General features: G+C 72.5%; 11 protein-coding genes. 3 read left to right on the top strand and 8 right to left on the bottom strand.

Annotated features, from left to right (window positions below; genetic code table 11):
* Window positions 1-29: 29 nt before the first annotated feature.
* The 6 genes from ACQP6G_RS08730 to ACQP6G_RS08705 form a co-directional block, all read right to left on the bottom strand.
* The gene (locus tag ACQP6G_RS08730; protein WP_429763892.1) at window positions 30-1,133 is read right to left on the bottom strand and encodes a LacI family DNA-binding transcriptional regulator; all 1,104 of its coding nucleotides are present in this window, start codon (window positions 1,131-1,133) and stop codon (window positions 30-32) included.
* A 69-nt stretch (window positions 1,134-1,202) separates the two neighbouring features.
* A complete protein-coding gene (locus ACQP6G_RS08725; protein WP_429763891.1) occupies window positions 1,203-2,087 on the bottom strand; it encodes a carbohydrate ABC transporter permease in 885 nt (294 codons plus the stop codon).
* On the bottom strand, window positions 2,084-3,028 hold the full coding sequence (locus ACQP6G_RS08720; protein WP_429763890.1) for a carbohydrate ABC transporter permease: 945 nt from the start codon (window positions 3,026-3,028) through the stop codon (window positions 2,084-2,086). Before ACQP6G_RS08720 ends, ACQP6G_RS08725 begins: the two co-directional genes overlap by 4 nt.
* 91 nt (window positions 3,029-3,119) lie before the next feature.
* Window positions 3,120-4,445 carry an ABC transporter substrate-binding protein gene (locus ACQP6G_RS08715; RefSeq protein ID WP_429763889.1) on the bottom strand — a complete coding sequence of 442 codons (1,326 nt, stop codon included), beginning with the start codon at window positions 4,443-4,445 and terminating at the stop codon, window positions 3,120-3,122.
* 65 nt (window positions 4,446-4,510) lie between these two features.
* A complete protein-coding gene (locus ACQP6G_RS08710; RefSeq protein WP_429763888.1) occupies window positions 4,511-6,625 on the bottom strand; it encodes an alpha-galactosidase in 2,115 nt (704 codons plus the stop codon).
* 200 nt (window positions 6,626-6,825) lie between these two features.
* Window positions 6,826-7,848, bottom strand: a complete 1,023-nt coding sequence (locus tag ACQP6G_RS08705; protein WP_429763887.1) for a LacI family DNA-binding transcriptional regulator — start codon at window positions 7,846-7,848, stop codon at window positions 6,826-6,828.
* 253 nt (window positions 7,849-8,101) lie between these two features.
* On the opposite strand from ACQP6G_RS08705, the gene ACQP6G_RS08700 reads away from it, so the two are divergent.
* Window positions 8,102-10,711 carry a hypothetical protein gene (locus ACQP6G_RS08700; RefSeq protein ID WP_429763886.1) on the top strand — a complete coding sequence of 870 codons (2,610 nt, stop codon included), beginning with the start codon at window positions 8,102-8,104 and terminating at the stop codon, window positions 10,709-10,711.
* Window positions 10,712-10,802: 91 nt separating this feature from the next.
* Here ACQP6G_RS08700 and ACQP6G_RS08695 read toward each other — a convergent pair whose 3' ends face one another.
* Complete coding sequence (locus ACQP6G_RS08695) at window positions 10,803-11,069, bottom strand: hypothetical protein (protein WP_429763885.1); 267 nt, start codon at window positions 11,067-11,069, stop codon at window positions 10,803-10,805.
* A gap of 92 nt (window positions 11,070-11,161) precedes the next feature.
* Here ACQP6G_RS08695 and ACQP6G_RS08690 point away from each other — a divergent pair, with 92 nt between their 5' ends.
* Complete coding sequence (locus ACQP6G_RS08690; protein WP_429763884.1) at window positions 11,162-12,106, top strand: alpha/beta hydrolase family protein; 945 nt, start codon at window positions 11,162-11,164, stop codon at window positions 12,104-12,106.
* Window positions 12,103-12,546, top strand: coding sequence for a MarR family winged helix-turn-helix transcriptional regulator (locus ACQP6G_RS08685; protein ID WP_429763883.1), 444 nt, complete (start codon window positions 12,103-12,105; stop codon window positions 12,544-12,546). The genes ACQP6G_RS08690 and ACQP6G_RS08685 overlap by 4 nt, the downstream gene beginning before the upstream one ends.
* Before the next feature lie 53 nt (window positions 12,547-12,599).
* Here ACQP6G_RS08685 and ACQP6G_RS08680 read toward each other — a convergent pair whose 3' ends face one another.
* Window positions 12,600-13,583: a DUF4240 domain-containing protein gene (locus ACQP6G_RS08680; protein WP_429763882.1), complete on the bottom strand. Its 984-nt coding sequence runs from the start codon at window positions 13,581-13,583 to the stop codon at window positions 12,600-12,602.
* Window positions 13,584-13,836 lie beyond the last annotated feature (253 nt).

Raw genomic sequence — 13,836 nt, 5'->3', positions numbered from 1 at the left:
CGCGGCGGCGCGGCGCGAGGACCGGGCGGTCAGACCCGCCCGAACGGGGCCGGCCGGGTGCTCCCCCGCTCGACGACCGTGAACTCCGCGAGGTGGAGCTGGCGCTCCTCGGGACCCGTGCCGCGGATGCGGGCGTCGAGCAGGCGCACGGCCGTCCTGGCGATCTCCGCGCGCCCCGGCGAGATCGTCGTCAGGCCCGGGAGCGAGTACTGCGCGTCGTCGACGTCGTCGAAGCCGACGACCTGCACGTCCTGGGGCACCCGCACCCCCTGGAGCTGCAGGAAGTGCATGGCGCCGAGCGCCAGCGTGTCGTTGAAGGCGAAGACGCCGTCGGGACGGACCCCGGAGTCGAGCACCGCCCGCATGGCGTCCGCGCCGTTGCGGCGGTGCCAGTCCCCGGCAGGGCCCACCAGCCGTTCGTCGTACTCCACCCCTCGGTCCCGCAGCGCCGCGGCGTACCCGTCGAGCCGGAGCGACGCCGAGCTGGCCGTCTCGCCCGGGTGCGCCCCGATCGCCGCGATGCGCCGGCACCCCCGGTCGAGCAGCAGGTCCGTCGCGGCGCGGGCCGCGTCGACGTTGCGCATCGTCACGTGGTCGACGTCGTCCACGAACACGCCCTCACCGAGCACGACCAGCGGGTAGTCGACCCGCAGCAGCCTGCCGTCCTCGGGACGCAGGCCGACCGGGCTGAACAGGAGGCCGTCCCTCGACTTGTCCAGGGCGTTGGCCAGCACCCCGATCTCGCGCTCCCTGCTGCCGGCCGTCGGCTCGATGAGCACCTCGAGGCCGACCTCGGCCGCCTCCTGGATGATCAGGTCGGCGAGCTCCCCGAAGTACGAGAGCGACAGCTCCGGCACCGCGAGCCCGATCCTCCCCGTCCGCCCCTGCCGAAGGTTCCGGGCGGCGACGTTGCGCTGGTACCCGAGCTCGTCGATCGCCTCGTACACCCGGGCCTTGGTCGACTCGCGCAGGTAGTGGTAGTCGTTCAGCACGTTGGAGACGGTCTTGATCGAGACCCCCGCACGCGCGGCGACGTCGTGCATCGTGACCGACGAACCACGACGCCGGAGCGATCGGCTCGTCGCCAGACCTGGCTCGTCCCCGGCCCGCGGCGACTCGGCTTGCGGTGTCACGCCCCCATTCTGCCCGGTATGCCGCAGTCGACCGCTCGGGGCGGCGAGATCTGCCAGGTCGCGTTCAGCTCACTTCACCGCGCCGGAGGTGATGCCCGAGATGATCTTGCGCTGCGCGATGACGAAGACGACGAGCAGCGGCAGGCTCATGAGGATCACGTAAGCGAAGATCAGGTGCCAGTTGTCGAGATAGAGCCCGGCGCTGGCGACCTGGAAGAGGTTGAGCGGCAGGGTGTCGAGCCGCCCGCCGACGACGAAGAACGCGTAGAAGACGTCGTTCCACACGTACAGGCAGATGAGGATCGTGGCGGTGGAGAGCACGGGCACCAGCAGCGGCAGGATGATCGTGCCGAAGACGCGCAGCGGCCGGGCGCCGTCGACGCGGGCGGCCTCCTCGAGCTCGTGCGGGATGGTCCGCACGAAGCCGGTGACGAAGAAGATCACCGTCGACATGTACATGCCCATGTAGACGCCGATCATGCCGATCGCGGTGCCGGCGAGGCCGAGCTGGCGCAGCAGCAGCACGATGGTCACCACGGCCGGGGGCAGCACGATGCCGCTGATCGCCAGGGCGTAGAGCACGGCGTAGCCGCGGGTGGTGCGGCGGGCCAGCACCCAGGACGCGAGGGAGCCGAGCACGAGCACGCCGATCACGGCGGGCACCATGATCAGGAGGCTGCCGAAGAAGCCCGCGGGCACGCGCCCCTGGTCCCAGACGGCGGCGAAGTTCTCCAGGTACTGCCACGTGGAGGGCAGGGACAGGTTGGGGTTGAGCGCCTCGGCCTGGGTCTTGCCCGCGGTGACGACGACGATCCACAGCGGCATGCCGATGAGCAGGACGACGGCGAGCAGCGCCGCGACGGGCTGGACCCGGCGCCAGGTTCCGGTCCGCCCGCCGGTCGGGCGTCGGACGGCGTGGGTGCGGGTGATCGGGTGAGCGGTCTGCGTGGTCACAGGACTTCCTCCCGCTTGCGAAGGGTGCGGATGACGGGGAACGCGAGGGCGACGACCACCACGAACAGCACGAGGCTCATCGTCGTGGCCTGCGCGAACAGCCCCTGCCCGAAGGTCCGGAAGATGAAGATGTTGAGCAGCTCGGTGGTCCGGGCCGGGCCGCCGCCGGTCGTGGCCTGCACGATGTCGAAGCCGTTCATCGACCCGAGCAGCGCGGTGGCGACGTTGAAGGTGATGGCCGGCGCCAGCAGGGGGAACCGGACGTCGCGGAACGTGCGCCACGCGGAGGCGCCGTCAAGGCGGGCGGCCTCGAGCACGTCCTCGTTGATGGTCTTCAGGCCCGCCAGGTAGATGAGCATCGACAGGCCCATCCACTTCCACGAGTGGATGAGCGCGACGACGACCAGCGTCCAGGTGGTGCTCCCCAGCCACGGGATGGTGACGTCCGTGCCGAGCACGGTGCTGAGGATCCCGTTGACCGCGCCGTCCGGCTTGAGCATCGCCTGGAAGACGTACCCGACCGCGAGCGCCGACATGATCACCGGGACGAAGAACATGACGCGCGCGAACCGGTTGACGCGGGTGTCGCGCTCGAGGAGGAGCGCGAGCAGCAGCCCGAACAGGTTCTGGAAGATGGCGACAAGCACGGCGTAGACCAGCGTGATCCGTAGCGACGCGAGCAGCGTGCCGCTGCTGAGCAGGTCGGCGAAGTTGCGCAGCCCGACGAACGAGATCGAGGCCTTGAAGCTCGACCAGTCCGTCAGCGCGTAGACGAAGTTGAAGATCGTCGGGACGAAGAAGAACACGCCCAGGACGACGAAGGCGGGGAGGAGGAACCACGCGGGGTGGTTCTTGCGGGTGCGCTCGTCCCTGCCGGGCGCGGCGCGCCGGGGCTGCGGCGCCGGGCGGGCCGGCGCGCCTGTGCTGAGGGTCGCGGTCATCGGTGCATCACCTTTCGGCGGCGCCGGGGCGGGCGGGTGCCCGCCCCGGCGGCGCGGCTCGGCTCAGAGAGCGAGGCTCAAAGAACGAGGCTCAGAAGCCCTCGACGCCCTGGGCTCGGGCGAGCTGGGCGAACTGGTCCTGGGTCTGCTGGGCGACCTGCTCCGGCGTCGTGGACCCCTGGATCATGTCGGCCAGGTAGATGTACAGGTCGGGGTTGGCCACGGCCAGCGACTGCATCGACCCGACGGAGTCGGCGAGCGATGCGTGGACGTCCTGCAGCGCCTGCGGCACGCCGTCGGGCGTGGGCACGTCGGGCTGCAGGGAGACGGTGTCCCGGTCGGCGACGAAGTCCGCGTAGCCGTCACCGAGCCAGAACGACAGGAGCTGACGCGCCGCGGCCTCGCGCTTCGCGTCCCCGGTCTTGAACGCCACGAGCGCGTTGGACTGGTCGGGGATCACGGTGGCGACGTTGCCGCTGGGCGAGATCGGGAAGAACCCGATCGCGTCGTCGAGCTCCGCGGTGTCGGCCTTGGCCTGCAGCTGGCCGAAGAACGAGTTGACCTGCACGGCCATGGCGGCGTCGCCGGCGAGGAGCGCGTCGGCCTGGTCCTCCAGCGTCGCGGTCTTGATGTCGTCGTTGAACAGGCCGTCGTCGATGAGGCCCTGGTAGGTCTCGATGGCGCCGAGGATCGTCGGGTCGGTGAACTTCTCCTCGCCGGTGTTGACGCGGTCCCACAGGCCGTCGGCCGCGGCGTCGGCGAGCTGCACCTGCACCCACCACTGGGTGGCCCACCGGTCGCCGGCCATCTCGAAGAACGGGGTCTCGCCCTCGCCCTTCAGCGTGCGGCCGAGCTCGACGAACTCGTCCCAGCTCTTCGGGGTGTCCTCGATGCCGTGCTCGGCGAAGACCTTCTTGTTGTAGTAGACGCCCTGGACCGCCGGGCTCGTGATGAGCGCGGCGTACCGGGTGTCGTCGAGGGTGCCGGTGATGTCCTTGACCTCGGGGCTGTAGGAGTCGAGCCACGGGGCGTCGTCGAGCGGCTGCAGGTTGGTGGGGGCGTTGATCGCGGTGAGCATCGACGCCGTCGGCTGCCAGAAGGCGAGGTCCGGCTTGTCGCCGGTGGCGACCTTGGTCTGGATGCCCTGCTCGTACGGGTCGGGGATCGTGACGATCTCGACCTTCGCGCCGGTGGCCTCCTCGAACGCGGCCGTGACCGCCTCGGGCACCGTGTTGGAGTTCTGGGCGGCCCAGATCGTCAGGGTGGTGCCGGTCAGGTCGGCGGTCTGCTCGGGCCAGTCGGCGGCCTGGGTCTCGCCCGCGTCGGCGCCACCGCCCGCGGTGGGGTCGCTGCAGCCGGTCAGTGCCAGTGCCGCCACGGCCGCGGCGGCTGCCGCGCCGGTCAGATACTTCCTCATATCAGCTCCTCGGAACTCGCCCGTCGTCAGCGATGACGCCGGGACCTGGCTGGACGACGGTGGTGCTACCGCGCGTCCTGATGGCGGATCTTCAGTACTCGTGCGCCGGGCTCCCCCGAGGCTGCGCGCAGCCTCAGGTACCCGTCCTCGGTGTCCGCCTCGAGCCCGGACACCGAGCCGTCGGCGGGGTAGGCCGCCTCGACGGTGCCGGGCGGCACCGGGACGGAGATCTCGTGCTCGTCCCCGCCGCGCCACCAGACGGCGAGCAGGGTCTCGGTCGCGGTGGACCGCCCGACGGCCACCCAGGGCGACTCCCAGTCCGGGAGGCCGAGCGGCCACACCGGCACCGCGTCGCGCGCGGCGTCGTCCCAGGCCCGCGAGGCGCGCACGCCCTCGGCCACGAGGGTGCGCTGACGGGCGGTCATCCCGTCGAGCTTCCCGGACAGGTAGAGGCGGCCCGACAGGCCGGTCACCATCGTGAAGACGATCTCCGCGTCCGACATCGAGGGCTGCGGGTAGGCCCAGTTGCCCGCCTGCTCCGGCAGCACGGCCATGAGCGCGCCGGCTGCGACGGGCGGGTAGCGCAGGGGCTCCTGCTGGTCGGTGGTCGACTGGAGCTCGAGCCGGGACAGCAGCCCGTTGTCGGCGCGCATCGCCCCGGAGGCGCAGTTCTCGACGACCAGGCCGGGGTGCCGTGCGAGCACGCCGTCGAGCCAGGTCAGGTACGCGCGGGTGTGGCGCAGCAGGCCGTCGCCGACGCTGTCGGCGTCCCGGTCGGTGCCGGGGCCCGGCGTGACGTTGTAGTCGAGCTTGAAGTAGCCCACGCCGTGCTCGTCGACCAGGCGGTCGACGACGTCGTCCAGGTGCTTGCGCGCCTGCTCGTCGCGCAGGTCCAGCAGGTAGCGGCCGTGCTCGACGATGCGCGTGCCGTTCCGCTGCAGGAACGCGTCCTCGGGGAGCTGCGCCGCGAGCGGGCTGCGGACGCCGATCACCTCGGGCTCGAGCCACAGCCCGGGCACCATGCCGGCGGCCCGGATCGCGTCGAGGACCCGGTCGAGCCCGCCGTCGGGGAAGCGCACGTGCGACGGCTGCCACTCCCCCACGGAGTCCCACCAGTCGCCGCCGTCGTCGTACCAGCCGGCGTCGACGCAGAAGAAGTCGGCACCGGCCTCGCCCGCCGCCGCGATCAGCGGCAGGAGCTTGTCGGTCGTGGGGTCGCCCATGAGCGTGTTCATGTAGTCGTTGAAGACGACGGCGCCGGCGGCGCGGGCGGGACGGCGGTCCGCCCGGCGGTGGCGGGTCAGCTCGCCGACCGCGGCCTGCCAGTCGCCGTCGGCCCAGGCGACCGACACGGGCACCGAGGTGAACTCCTCGCCGGGCCGCAGGCTGCGCAGCCAGGCGTGGTCGGCGTCGGTCGGCCCGAGCAGGCCGAGCACCAGCACCTCGCGGTCGTCCGCGGCGAGCCGGACGCCGAGCTCCGTCCGCCAGGGCCCGGGGTGCTCGACCTGCCACGCGAGGCTCGCCGTCGCCGTGGTGAGCGCCCCCGCGGGCGGGTGCTCCCCCGACGACCAGGTGCCGTGGCTGACGACCGCACGCGCACCGCGGGAGTCCTGGCGCTGGTGCGAGGTCAGGCCGAGGGCGGGCAGGCCGGTCTGGCCCCGCACGGGTCGGGACGACCAGCGCCACTCCCCCAGCCACTCGCTGTCGCCCTCGATCGACTCGACGTCGTCCAGCGCGTCGGGGCCGCACGGGTCGGCGAGCATGAGCGACGACACGGCCTGCAGCTGGACCGTCGCCGGTCCGGTGTTCCGCACCGTCGTCCAGGACTGCACGGACGAGCCCCCCACGCGGGCGCGCAGGAACGAGTGCACCTCCAGGCCGCCGGCGTCGTCCCGCTGCACGACCTCGAGGCGCTCCCAGCCCGGCTCGCCCGTCACCTCGTGGCCCACGTACCGCAGCCGGGCGCCGATCTCGGTGGCCGTGTTCCGCAGGTTGGCGGAACGGTGCCCGTGCCCGACGGCGAGGACCTCGACCAGCGGCTGCGCCGCCGGGCCGCGTCGTGCGCCCGCAGCGACCAGGGACACGGCGACCGGGCCGTCCTGGGGGCGGCGCACGACCAGCCGCAGGGCGCCGTCACCCCACGTCATCAGCTCCTGGCCCTCGTCGGCCCGATCCGGCATCGCTGCCTCGCTTCCTTCGCCACCATGGCGCGTCGTCGATGACGCTATGAAAGCGTCGATCATCTGAGAATGCAAGCCAAGACGGCGTCATCTTGGGTGAGATCTGATCGTCGATTTCAGGGCGCGACGTCGGCACGGCGGCGCGTGCAGGCCGATCCCCTCCGCCGTTCCCCCAGGTCGCGGCACCTGCGGTCGTGCGACTAGCGCGACGCGGGCCGCCCGGTCGACTGCCGCACGACGAGGTCGGGCACCATGCGCACCGACGGTCGCGGCTCGCCCGCCTCCATCCGGCCGACGAGGAGGCCGAAGACCTGGTGGCCCAGCCCGACGAAGTCCTGCCGGACGGTGGTGAGCGGCGGCACCCACAGCTGGCTCAGGGGGTGGTCGTCGAAGCCGATGACGCTGACGTCCCCGGGGATCGAACGGCCGGAGTCCACCAGCCCCTTCATCACCCCGATGGCGAGCTCGTCGTTGCCCGCCAGCACCGCGGTGGCGCCGTCGTCCCGGGCGAGGCGCACGCCGGCGTCGTAGCCGGCCAGCGGGTCCCAGCCCGCGTGGATCACCGGCGGCGGCTCGATCCCGGCGTCGCGCAGCGCCTCGCGCCACCCGACCATGCGGGCGCTCTCCACCCCCATGGACGGGATCGCCACGTGGTGGACGGTGCGATGCCCCAGGTCGAGGAGGTAGCGCGTGGCCTGGATGGCTGCGTGCCGGTCGTCCATGTAGGCGTGCGAGATCGCCTCGTCCGACGAGCCGCCGGACGCGGCGGCGACCGCGGGCAGCCAGGACGGCATCTGCGCGAGGGCGGCGACGCCGGGTGGGTCGAACTCCAGCACGACGGCGCCGGCCAGGGGCTGTCCGAGCGCGTGATCGATGGCCCGCTCGACCGTGGCGCCGTCGGCCGTCTCCACCACGGAGATGACGACCATGTAGCCGGCCTGGCGCGCGGCCTCCTCGATGCCCTGGATGGTGGCCGCGTACCCGTAGCGCGTGGTGTTGCCCGCGAAGACGGCGATCATCGAGCCGGCCTGGCTCGCCAGCGACCGGGCGGCCCCGTTGGGGCGGAAGCCCAGCTTCTTGACGGCCGCCATGACCCGCTCCCGCCGCTCCGCGCTGACGGGCACCGTCCCGTTGAGCACGCGCGAGACGGTGGGCACCGACACGCCCGCCACGCGGGCGACGTCGGCGATGACGGGCGGCTTCACCCTCGGGACCTGGCTCACGCCGCAAGGTTACGCGACCGCGGCCCGCTCTTGTGGTCGAACGTGATTCACGCTTTCATGGCTCACGGCGCCCGACATCGACCGTCCAGGCGCTATCAGACCTACGAAGGAGTGGATCGTGCCCCAGCCACGTGAAAGCGTGCATCAGTTCGGCGTCCGGCGAGGCGCCGTCGCCGTCGCAGCGGCCGCCGCACTCGGCCTCTCCGCCCAGGCAGGATGGGCGGCGTCCGCCACCGACGAAGGAGAACGACCCGTGCCCGACGTCCTGTCCGTCGCCTTCTCGCAGACCACCGGCAGCTTCCGCGGCGGCGCCACCGGGACGCTGTACGGCTTCGGCGACGACGGCGTGCCCACGCAGGCGCTCATCGACGGCGCCCACATCACCAACTCGTCCCAGAAGGCGCCGTACGGCACCCAGCACCCCAGCGGCGACGCGCTGACGATCGAGGACGGGTTCTTCGCCAAGCACGGCCAGGAGCTGGCGATCTACATCCAGGACTACTACCCCGACTGGTCGTACAACGGCGGCAGGCGCCCCGGCGACGCCCGCACCTACGACCAGGCCACCGGCACGTACGTCGACGAGCCGAACGGCGTGTGGGACTACCTCGAGATCGTCGAGTTCGTCACGGAGGCCGTCGCCACCCAGTCCGACCACCCCGAGAAGTACCTGTTCATCCCCTTCAACGAGCCCGACGGCGGCAACTGGTACCCGGACTGGGCGGCGCAGAAGGACCAGTTCCTCGCGGACTGGCAGGCCACGTACGAAAAGATCCAGGAGGTCTACGACCGGCACGGGCTGGGCCACGCCCGCGTCGGCGGCCCCGGGGACACCCGCTGGCAGCCCGAGCGGTCGGCCGACTACCTCACGTACGCGAAGGCCCACGGCGTCCTGCCGGACGTGTTCATCTGGCACGAGCTCGGCATCGACAACCTCGCCACCTTCCGCTCCCACATGCGCGACTACCGGCAGCTGGAGCAGGACCTCGGCATCGACCCGATCCACGTGAACATCACCGAGTACGGGATGCTGCGCGACATGGGCGTGCCCGGGCAGCTCGTGCAGTGGCTGTCGATGTTCGAGGACGAGAAGGTCGACGCCCAGACCGCCTACTGGAACTACGCGGGGAACCTGTCCGACAACACCGCCCGCGCCGGCGGCGCCAACGCCGGCTGGTGGATGTTCAAGTGGTACGGCGACCTCGAGGGCAGCCAGACCGTCCAGGTCGACCCGCCGCACCCCGACACCGTCGACACCCTGCAGGGCATCGGCGCGATCGACGAGGACGATCGCCGCGCGACCGTCCTGCTGGGCGGCACCGACGAGGACGTCCGCCTCGACCTGACCGGCCTCGACCGCCGCACCTTCGGCCAGAAGGTCGACGTCGAGGTCCGGGAGGTCACGCTGTCCGGGGCGCAGGGGCTGGCGAACACCCCGCGCGTGGTTCAGAGGATCGACGGTGCCCAGGTGCGCGACGGCGGGCTGGAGCTCGACCTCGACCCCTACGACCGGTACGCCGCGTACCAGGTCGTCGTGACGCCGGCGCGGGGCGCCGACGCGGCGCCCGAGGTCTGGACGACGAGCGTCGAGGCGGAGGACACCGCGCTCACCGACGCCCAGGTCTACGAGCAGGACCCGCAGGGCGGCGGTGGCTGGAAGTTCCTCGCCTCCGGCGGCCGTGACGTCGGCTCGTTCGACAAGGCGACGTCGCGCGCCGACTGGACGGTGACCGTGCCCCGCGACGGCACCTACCGCCTGCAGGTCATCGGCGCCACGCCGGGCGTGCCCGGGCGGCACGCCCTCTTCGTCGACGGCGCGCTCGACCAGCCGGTCCAGTACACCGCCGACCTCGCGCTCACCGACGCCCAGAAGTGGCAGTACCGGGGCAGCACCGAGGTGCAGGTCGAGCTCACCGCCGGCGAGCACGTCCTCTCGCTGCGAGCCAGCGAGGACGGCACCACCCTCCTGCCGAACGCCGACATCACGCTCGACAAGCTCGTCCTGACCGACGTCAGCGACGGCGAGCCCACCGCCTACCCGGCGAGCACCATGCGCCTGGCCGGCGGGGCCCGCCTGGACTGGGACCGCGGCAACGCCCGCGGCTTCGCCCGCGTCCAGGGCGAGGGGCAGCGCGCGGAGGTGTACGCCACCGCGATGGAGTCGGGCTACTACGACGTCACCGTGCGGCACACCACCACGCGGGCGTCCGACCTCACCCTGACGGTCAACGGGCGCCCGGCCACGTCGTTCGCCGTCCGCGGTCCCGGCGCCTGGACCTCCACGGCGCGCATCCACCTCGCCGAGGGCATCAACGAGCTCGAGCTCACCTCCGACGCCGGGTCGTTCGTCGGCGCCGTGACGACCACGCGCGCGCCCGACGACGCGGCCGTCACCGTCCAGGCCGAGGACGCCGCGCTCCACGGCACCGCCGTCGTCGCCACGAAGTCCGCGGCGTCGGGCTCCAACGCCTCGGGCGGCAAGGTGGTCGAGTGGCTCGGCGACGGCGAGGAGAACTACCTCGAGATCGCCCGCGCCGCCGGCTTCGACGCGGCCGGCGACTACGACGTCACCGTGCGGTACGCCAACGCCGAGCTGTCCGGGAAGCACGACTACAACCCGCAGGTCGTCGACCGGGAGCTGCAGGTCACCGAGGGCGGCGCCGTCGCCGGGGCCACCCACTTCCGCTACACGTTCTCGTGGGACAGCTTCTGGGAGCGCACCGTCCCGGTGACCCTCGCGACGGCGGACCGGTCGCTCCGGTTCGGCAACCCCGACGCGTTCGCGCCGAACATCGACGCGATCACCATCGCGCCGCTCGTCGCCGGCGAGCCGTCCACCCAGCGGGTGACGGGCCGCCCCTGACGTCCCTGGCACGACGGGAGGATGCCCGCCCCGAGCAGAGCTCGGGGCGGGCCTCTCTCGCGACCGAGCGGGCCGAGAGAGACGAAGGGGATCAGCCGTTGCCGCCGCGGAGGGACTCGTTGTAGGTGACCGCCGCGATGGAGTCGAGGTTCCGAGCAGCGCGGTAGACACCGACAGCCAGCGGGATGGCGCCGATCACGATGGCCAGAAGCCCGAACGCCACCATGCCGAAGGCCGAGAGCGCCACCCCGACGACCAGGAAGAACAACCCGGTGCCCAGGGAGCCGGCCGAGGCGTCCGGACGGGGAACCGCGACCGGGCGAGCCGGTGCACCGGGGAGGTTCTGCGGGGCAGTCATGGCGCGAACAGTAGCGGTTCCGCAGGTCAGGGCACGGCGCGGATCACCATGCGGGTCCGTCGGGACCGGCGCGGGCCGCTAAGGTATTTCGCATGCGAAGTGAAGACACGACGACGGTCGAGTCCGAGGAGCTGCGGATCCAGATCCCCGCGGGCGGCTGGGTCGTCGGCACGGTGCGCAAGCCCGCCGACGGGTCGCCCCGCGGCGTCGTGGTGATCCACCCCGCGACGGCGGTGCCCGAGCGCCTGTACACGGGGTTCGCGGAGTTCCTCGCCGCCAGCGGTTACGTGGCTATCACGTACGACTACCGCGGCACGGGCCGGTCCGGCAGCCCGCGCGACCACCGCGGCCTGCGCATGCGGGACTGGATGTCCGACGACGTCCCCGCGGTCGCGGCGTGGGCTCGCCCGCGGTTCGGCGACGTACCCCAGCTGGCGGTCGGACACAGCATCGGCGGGCACGCGCTGGCCCTGGGGAACGGCTCGCGGGGCCTGGCCGGGTTCGTCACGGTCGCGTCGCACGTCGCCGCGACGTCCACGATCCCCGACCGCGCCGAGCGGGCGCGCGTCCGGCTGATCCTGCGGGTGCTCGGCCCCGCCACGGCCCGGGTGCTGGGCTACGTCCCCGGGCGCCGCCTGAGCCTCGGGGAGGACATGCCCGCCGCCGCGATGCTCGAGTGGAGCCGCTGGTCGACCATGCCGCACTACTTCTTCGACGACCCGACCATGACCGCCGCCGCGGACGCCGCGCGTGTGACCGGCGACGTCCTCGCCGTCGGGTTCACCGACGACCCGTGGGCCACGCCCGCCCAGATCGACGCGATCACAGACCGCCTCACCGCCGCCCGCGTCGAACGACGTACCTGGAGCCCCGCCGACGGCGGCGTGGACACGATCGGGCACATGGGCTTCTTCCGCCGAGGCCTGCGCGACACGCTGTGGACCGAGCTCCTCGCCTGGCTCGACGCCCGCGCCGGGGCCGCCCCGGCCCAGGAGGACGGGAACGTCCGCTTCCGTGCCAGGAAGCCGCGACGATGACGCGCCGCCCGTCGCGGCTGGTGTTCCTCACCACCGCGGCGGAACGCCAGATGCGGCGCTGGATCGCGCGGCGCGGCGGCGCGCACACCGCCGGGAACGGCGGCCAGGGGTTCGGCGCCCCCGCCGCGGGCGTGCTGCTGCACCTCGCCGACCACCCCGGCGCGACGATCGGCGAGGTGACCGCCGCCCTGCAGGCCTCCCCCGCCGGCGCCAGCGGCCTGCTCGCCCGCATGGAGCGCGCCGACCTCGTGCGCCGTCGCTCCGACCCCGACGACCGGCGCACCGTCCGCCTCGACCTCACGCCCACCGGCACCGCGGCGCTCGGGGACGTCCGCGCCGCCCTGGCCGAGCTGAACGACCGCCTGGCCGAAGGGTTCACAGAGGATGAGCTGGCCACCGTGAGCCGCTGGCTCGAGCACGTGACACGTACGCTCTCGTAGCGCGCGATCCCTTCACTGCGCAGCCCGACGGCGAGAGTGCTGGTGGCGGCTCCTCAGGCTCGGCCCTCCCCGACGTCCGACGCCGCCAGCAGCTCGTCCGCCTGGCCCGGCGACAACCCCATCGCCAAGAACGCCTCGCGCAGGTCGGCCTGGGTCACGTCGTCCCCCACCGACCCGTAGTCCGACAGGTCGTCGGGCACCGGTCCGATAGCCGGCCAGTCCGGATGGGCGGGAAGCCGCGCCTGGGCTGCTGCGAACTCGACGAGGTCCTGGATCTCGCGCACCGCGGCGTCGGCGAGTTGCTGGGGGTGGTGGCCGTGGCGCCACGCCGAGCCAAGCTCGATCTCAACGTCGATGCTCCGGCGACGACGTCGCACCCGCGCGGCACCAGAGGGCTGCGGCGTCACGAACGGGTACAGCCGGAGCTTGTCACGGCCGCTGCGGTCCCACCAGGAACGCCAACCGGCGTCTGCGTTGAGCGCGTCGGTGAACGTCAGGTCCGCCCAGCGGCCGGCCGCCGGGTCCGGGACCTTGATGTCGAGCCCACACCCGATCTCGAGCCAGTCAGCGCTCACATCGCCGCTCGGATCGAGCTCGAACACCTCACCCGTGCGGTCGTCGTATGCGTCCTCGACGAGGGCCAGCAGCAGCTCGCCGTCCGCCATCTGCCACGGTCGCGCGGCGAGCGCGGCGGGATCCGCGACCACGCGCTTCCACGCTTGCCGACCGGCGCCGACCACCGCGCAGCGCATGTAGAGAAAGACGTCGTCGGACATCGGGAGCACAGCGCCCGGCGGGCCGTCGACGTCCCGCACGGGCTGCTCGAGGTGCGCCGGGGTATACAGGGCCTTGAGGGCTGCGCGGAAGTGATCGCCGAACGCCGTCATGCGGCCCGGGCTCAGACATCCCAGCGCGTCGCGCAGCGGCCTGAGCGCGTCGTCGTCGACCTGCCCGCCCGTCACGGACACGAGCTCCCAGAACTCGTCCACCGACATCGACGACCGGCCTCTCCGGCCCTCCCGCAGGGTCCACTTCACCGTTGCTCGTCTCCGTCGTCCGGGCGGTCGGGAACCGCGGCATGCGCACACGGCTGCCTGATTCTTGGGGACGGTGCTCCCCAGAGCAAGATCGGCCAGCGGCCGACGGAGAATTCACCCGTGTTCACCGGAACGACGGGACGTCCGGTCAACGATGCTGTGGCCATGTCGACATCTGCCGCAGGGGACGGCCGGGCGACGGCGCCCATTCCCCCCATCGAAGGACACCCTGCGACTCGCAGCCGGCGACGGC

This window comes from Isoptericola nanjingensis, from assembly GCF_050311635.1.
GTDB classification, from domain to species: Bacteria; Actinomycetota; Actinomycetes; order Actinomycetales; family Cellulomonadaceae; genus Isoptericola; species Isoptericola nanjingensis.
This window is presented reverse-complemented; position numbering and strand designations above follow the sequence as displayed.

Excerpts from the sequence above, each read along its gene's own strand:
- ACQP6G_RS08720 (WP_429763890.1), bottom strand. The coding sequence starts at position 3,028 with ATGACCGCGACCCTCAGCACAGGCGCGCCGGCCCGCCCGGCGCCGCAG.
- ACQP6G_RS08715 (WP_429763889.1), bottom strand. The coding sequence starts at position 4,445 with ATGAGGAAGTATCTGACCGGCGCGGCAGCCGCCGCGGCCGTGGCGGCA.
- ACQP6G_RS08710 (WP_429763888.1), bottom strand. The coding sequence starts at position 6,625 with ATGCCGGATCGGGCCGACGAGGGCCAGGAGCTGATGACGTGGGGTGAC.
- ACQP6G_RS08695 (WP_429763885.1), bottom strand. The coding sequence starts at position 11,069 with ATGACTGCCCCGCAGAACCTCCCCGGTGCACCGGCTCGCCCGGTCGCG.
- ACQP6G_RS08690 (WP_429763884.1), top strand. The coding sequence starts at position 11,162 with ATGCGAAGTGAAGACACGACGACGGTCGAGTCCGAGGAGCTGCGGATC.
- ACQP6G_RS08685 (WP_429763883.1), top strand. The coding sequence starts at position 12,103 with ATGACGCGCCGCCCGTCGCGGCTGGTGTTCCTCACCACCGCGGCGGAA.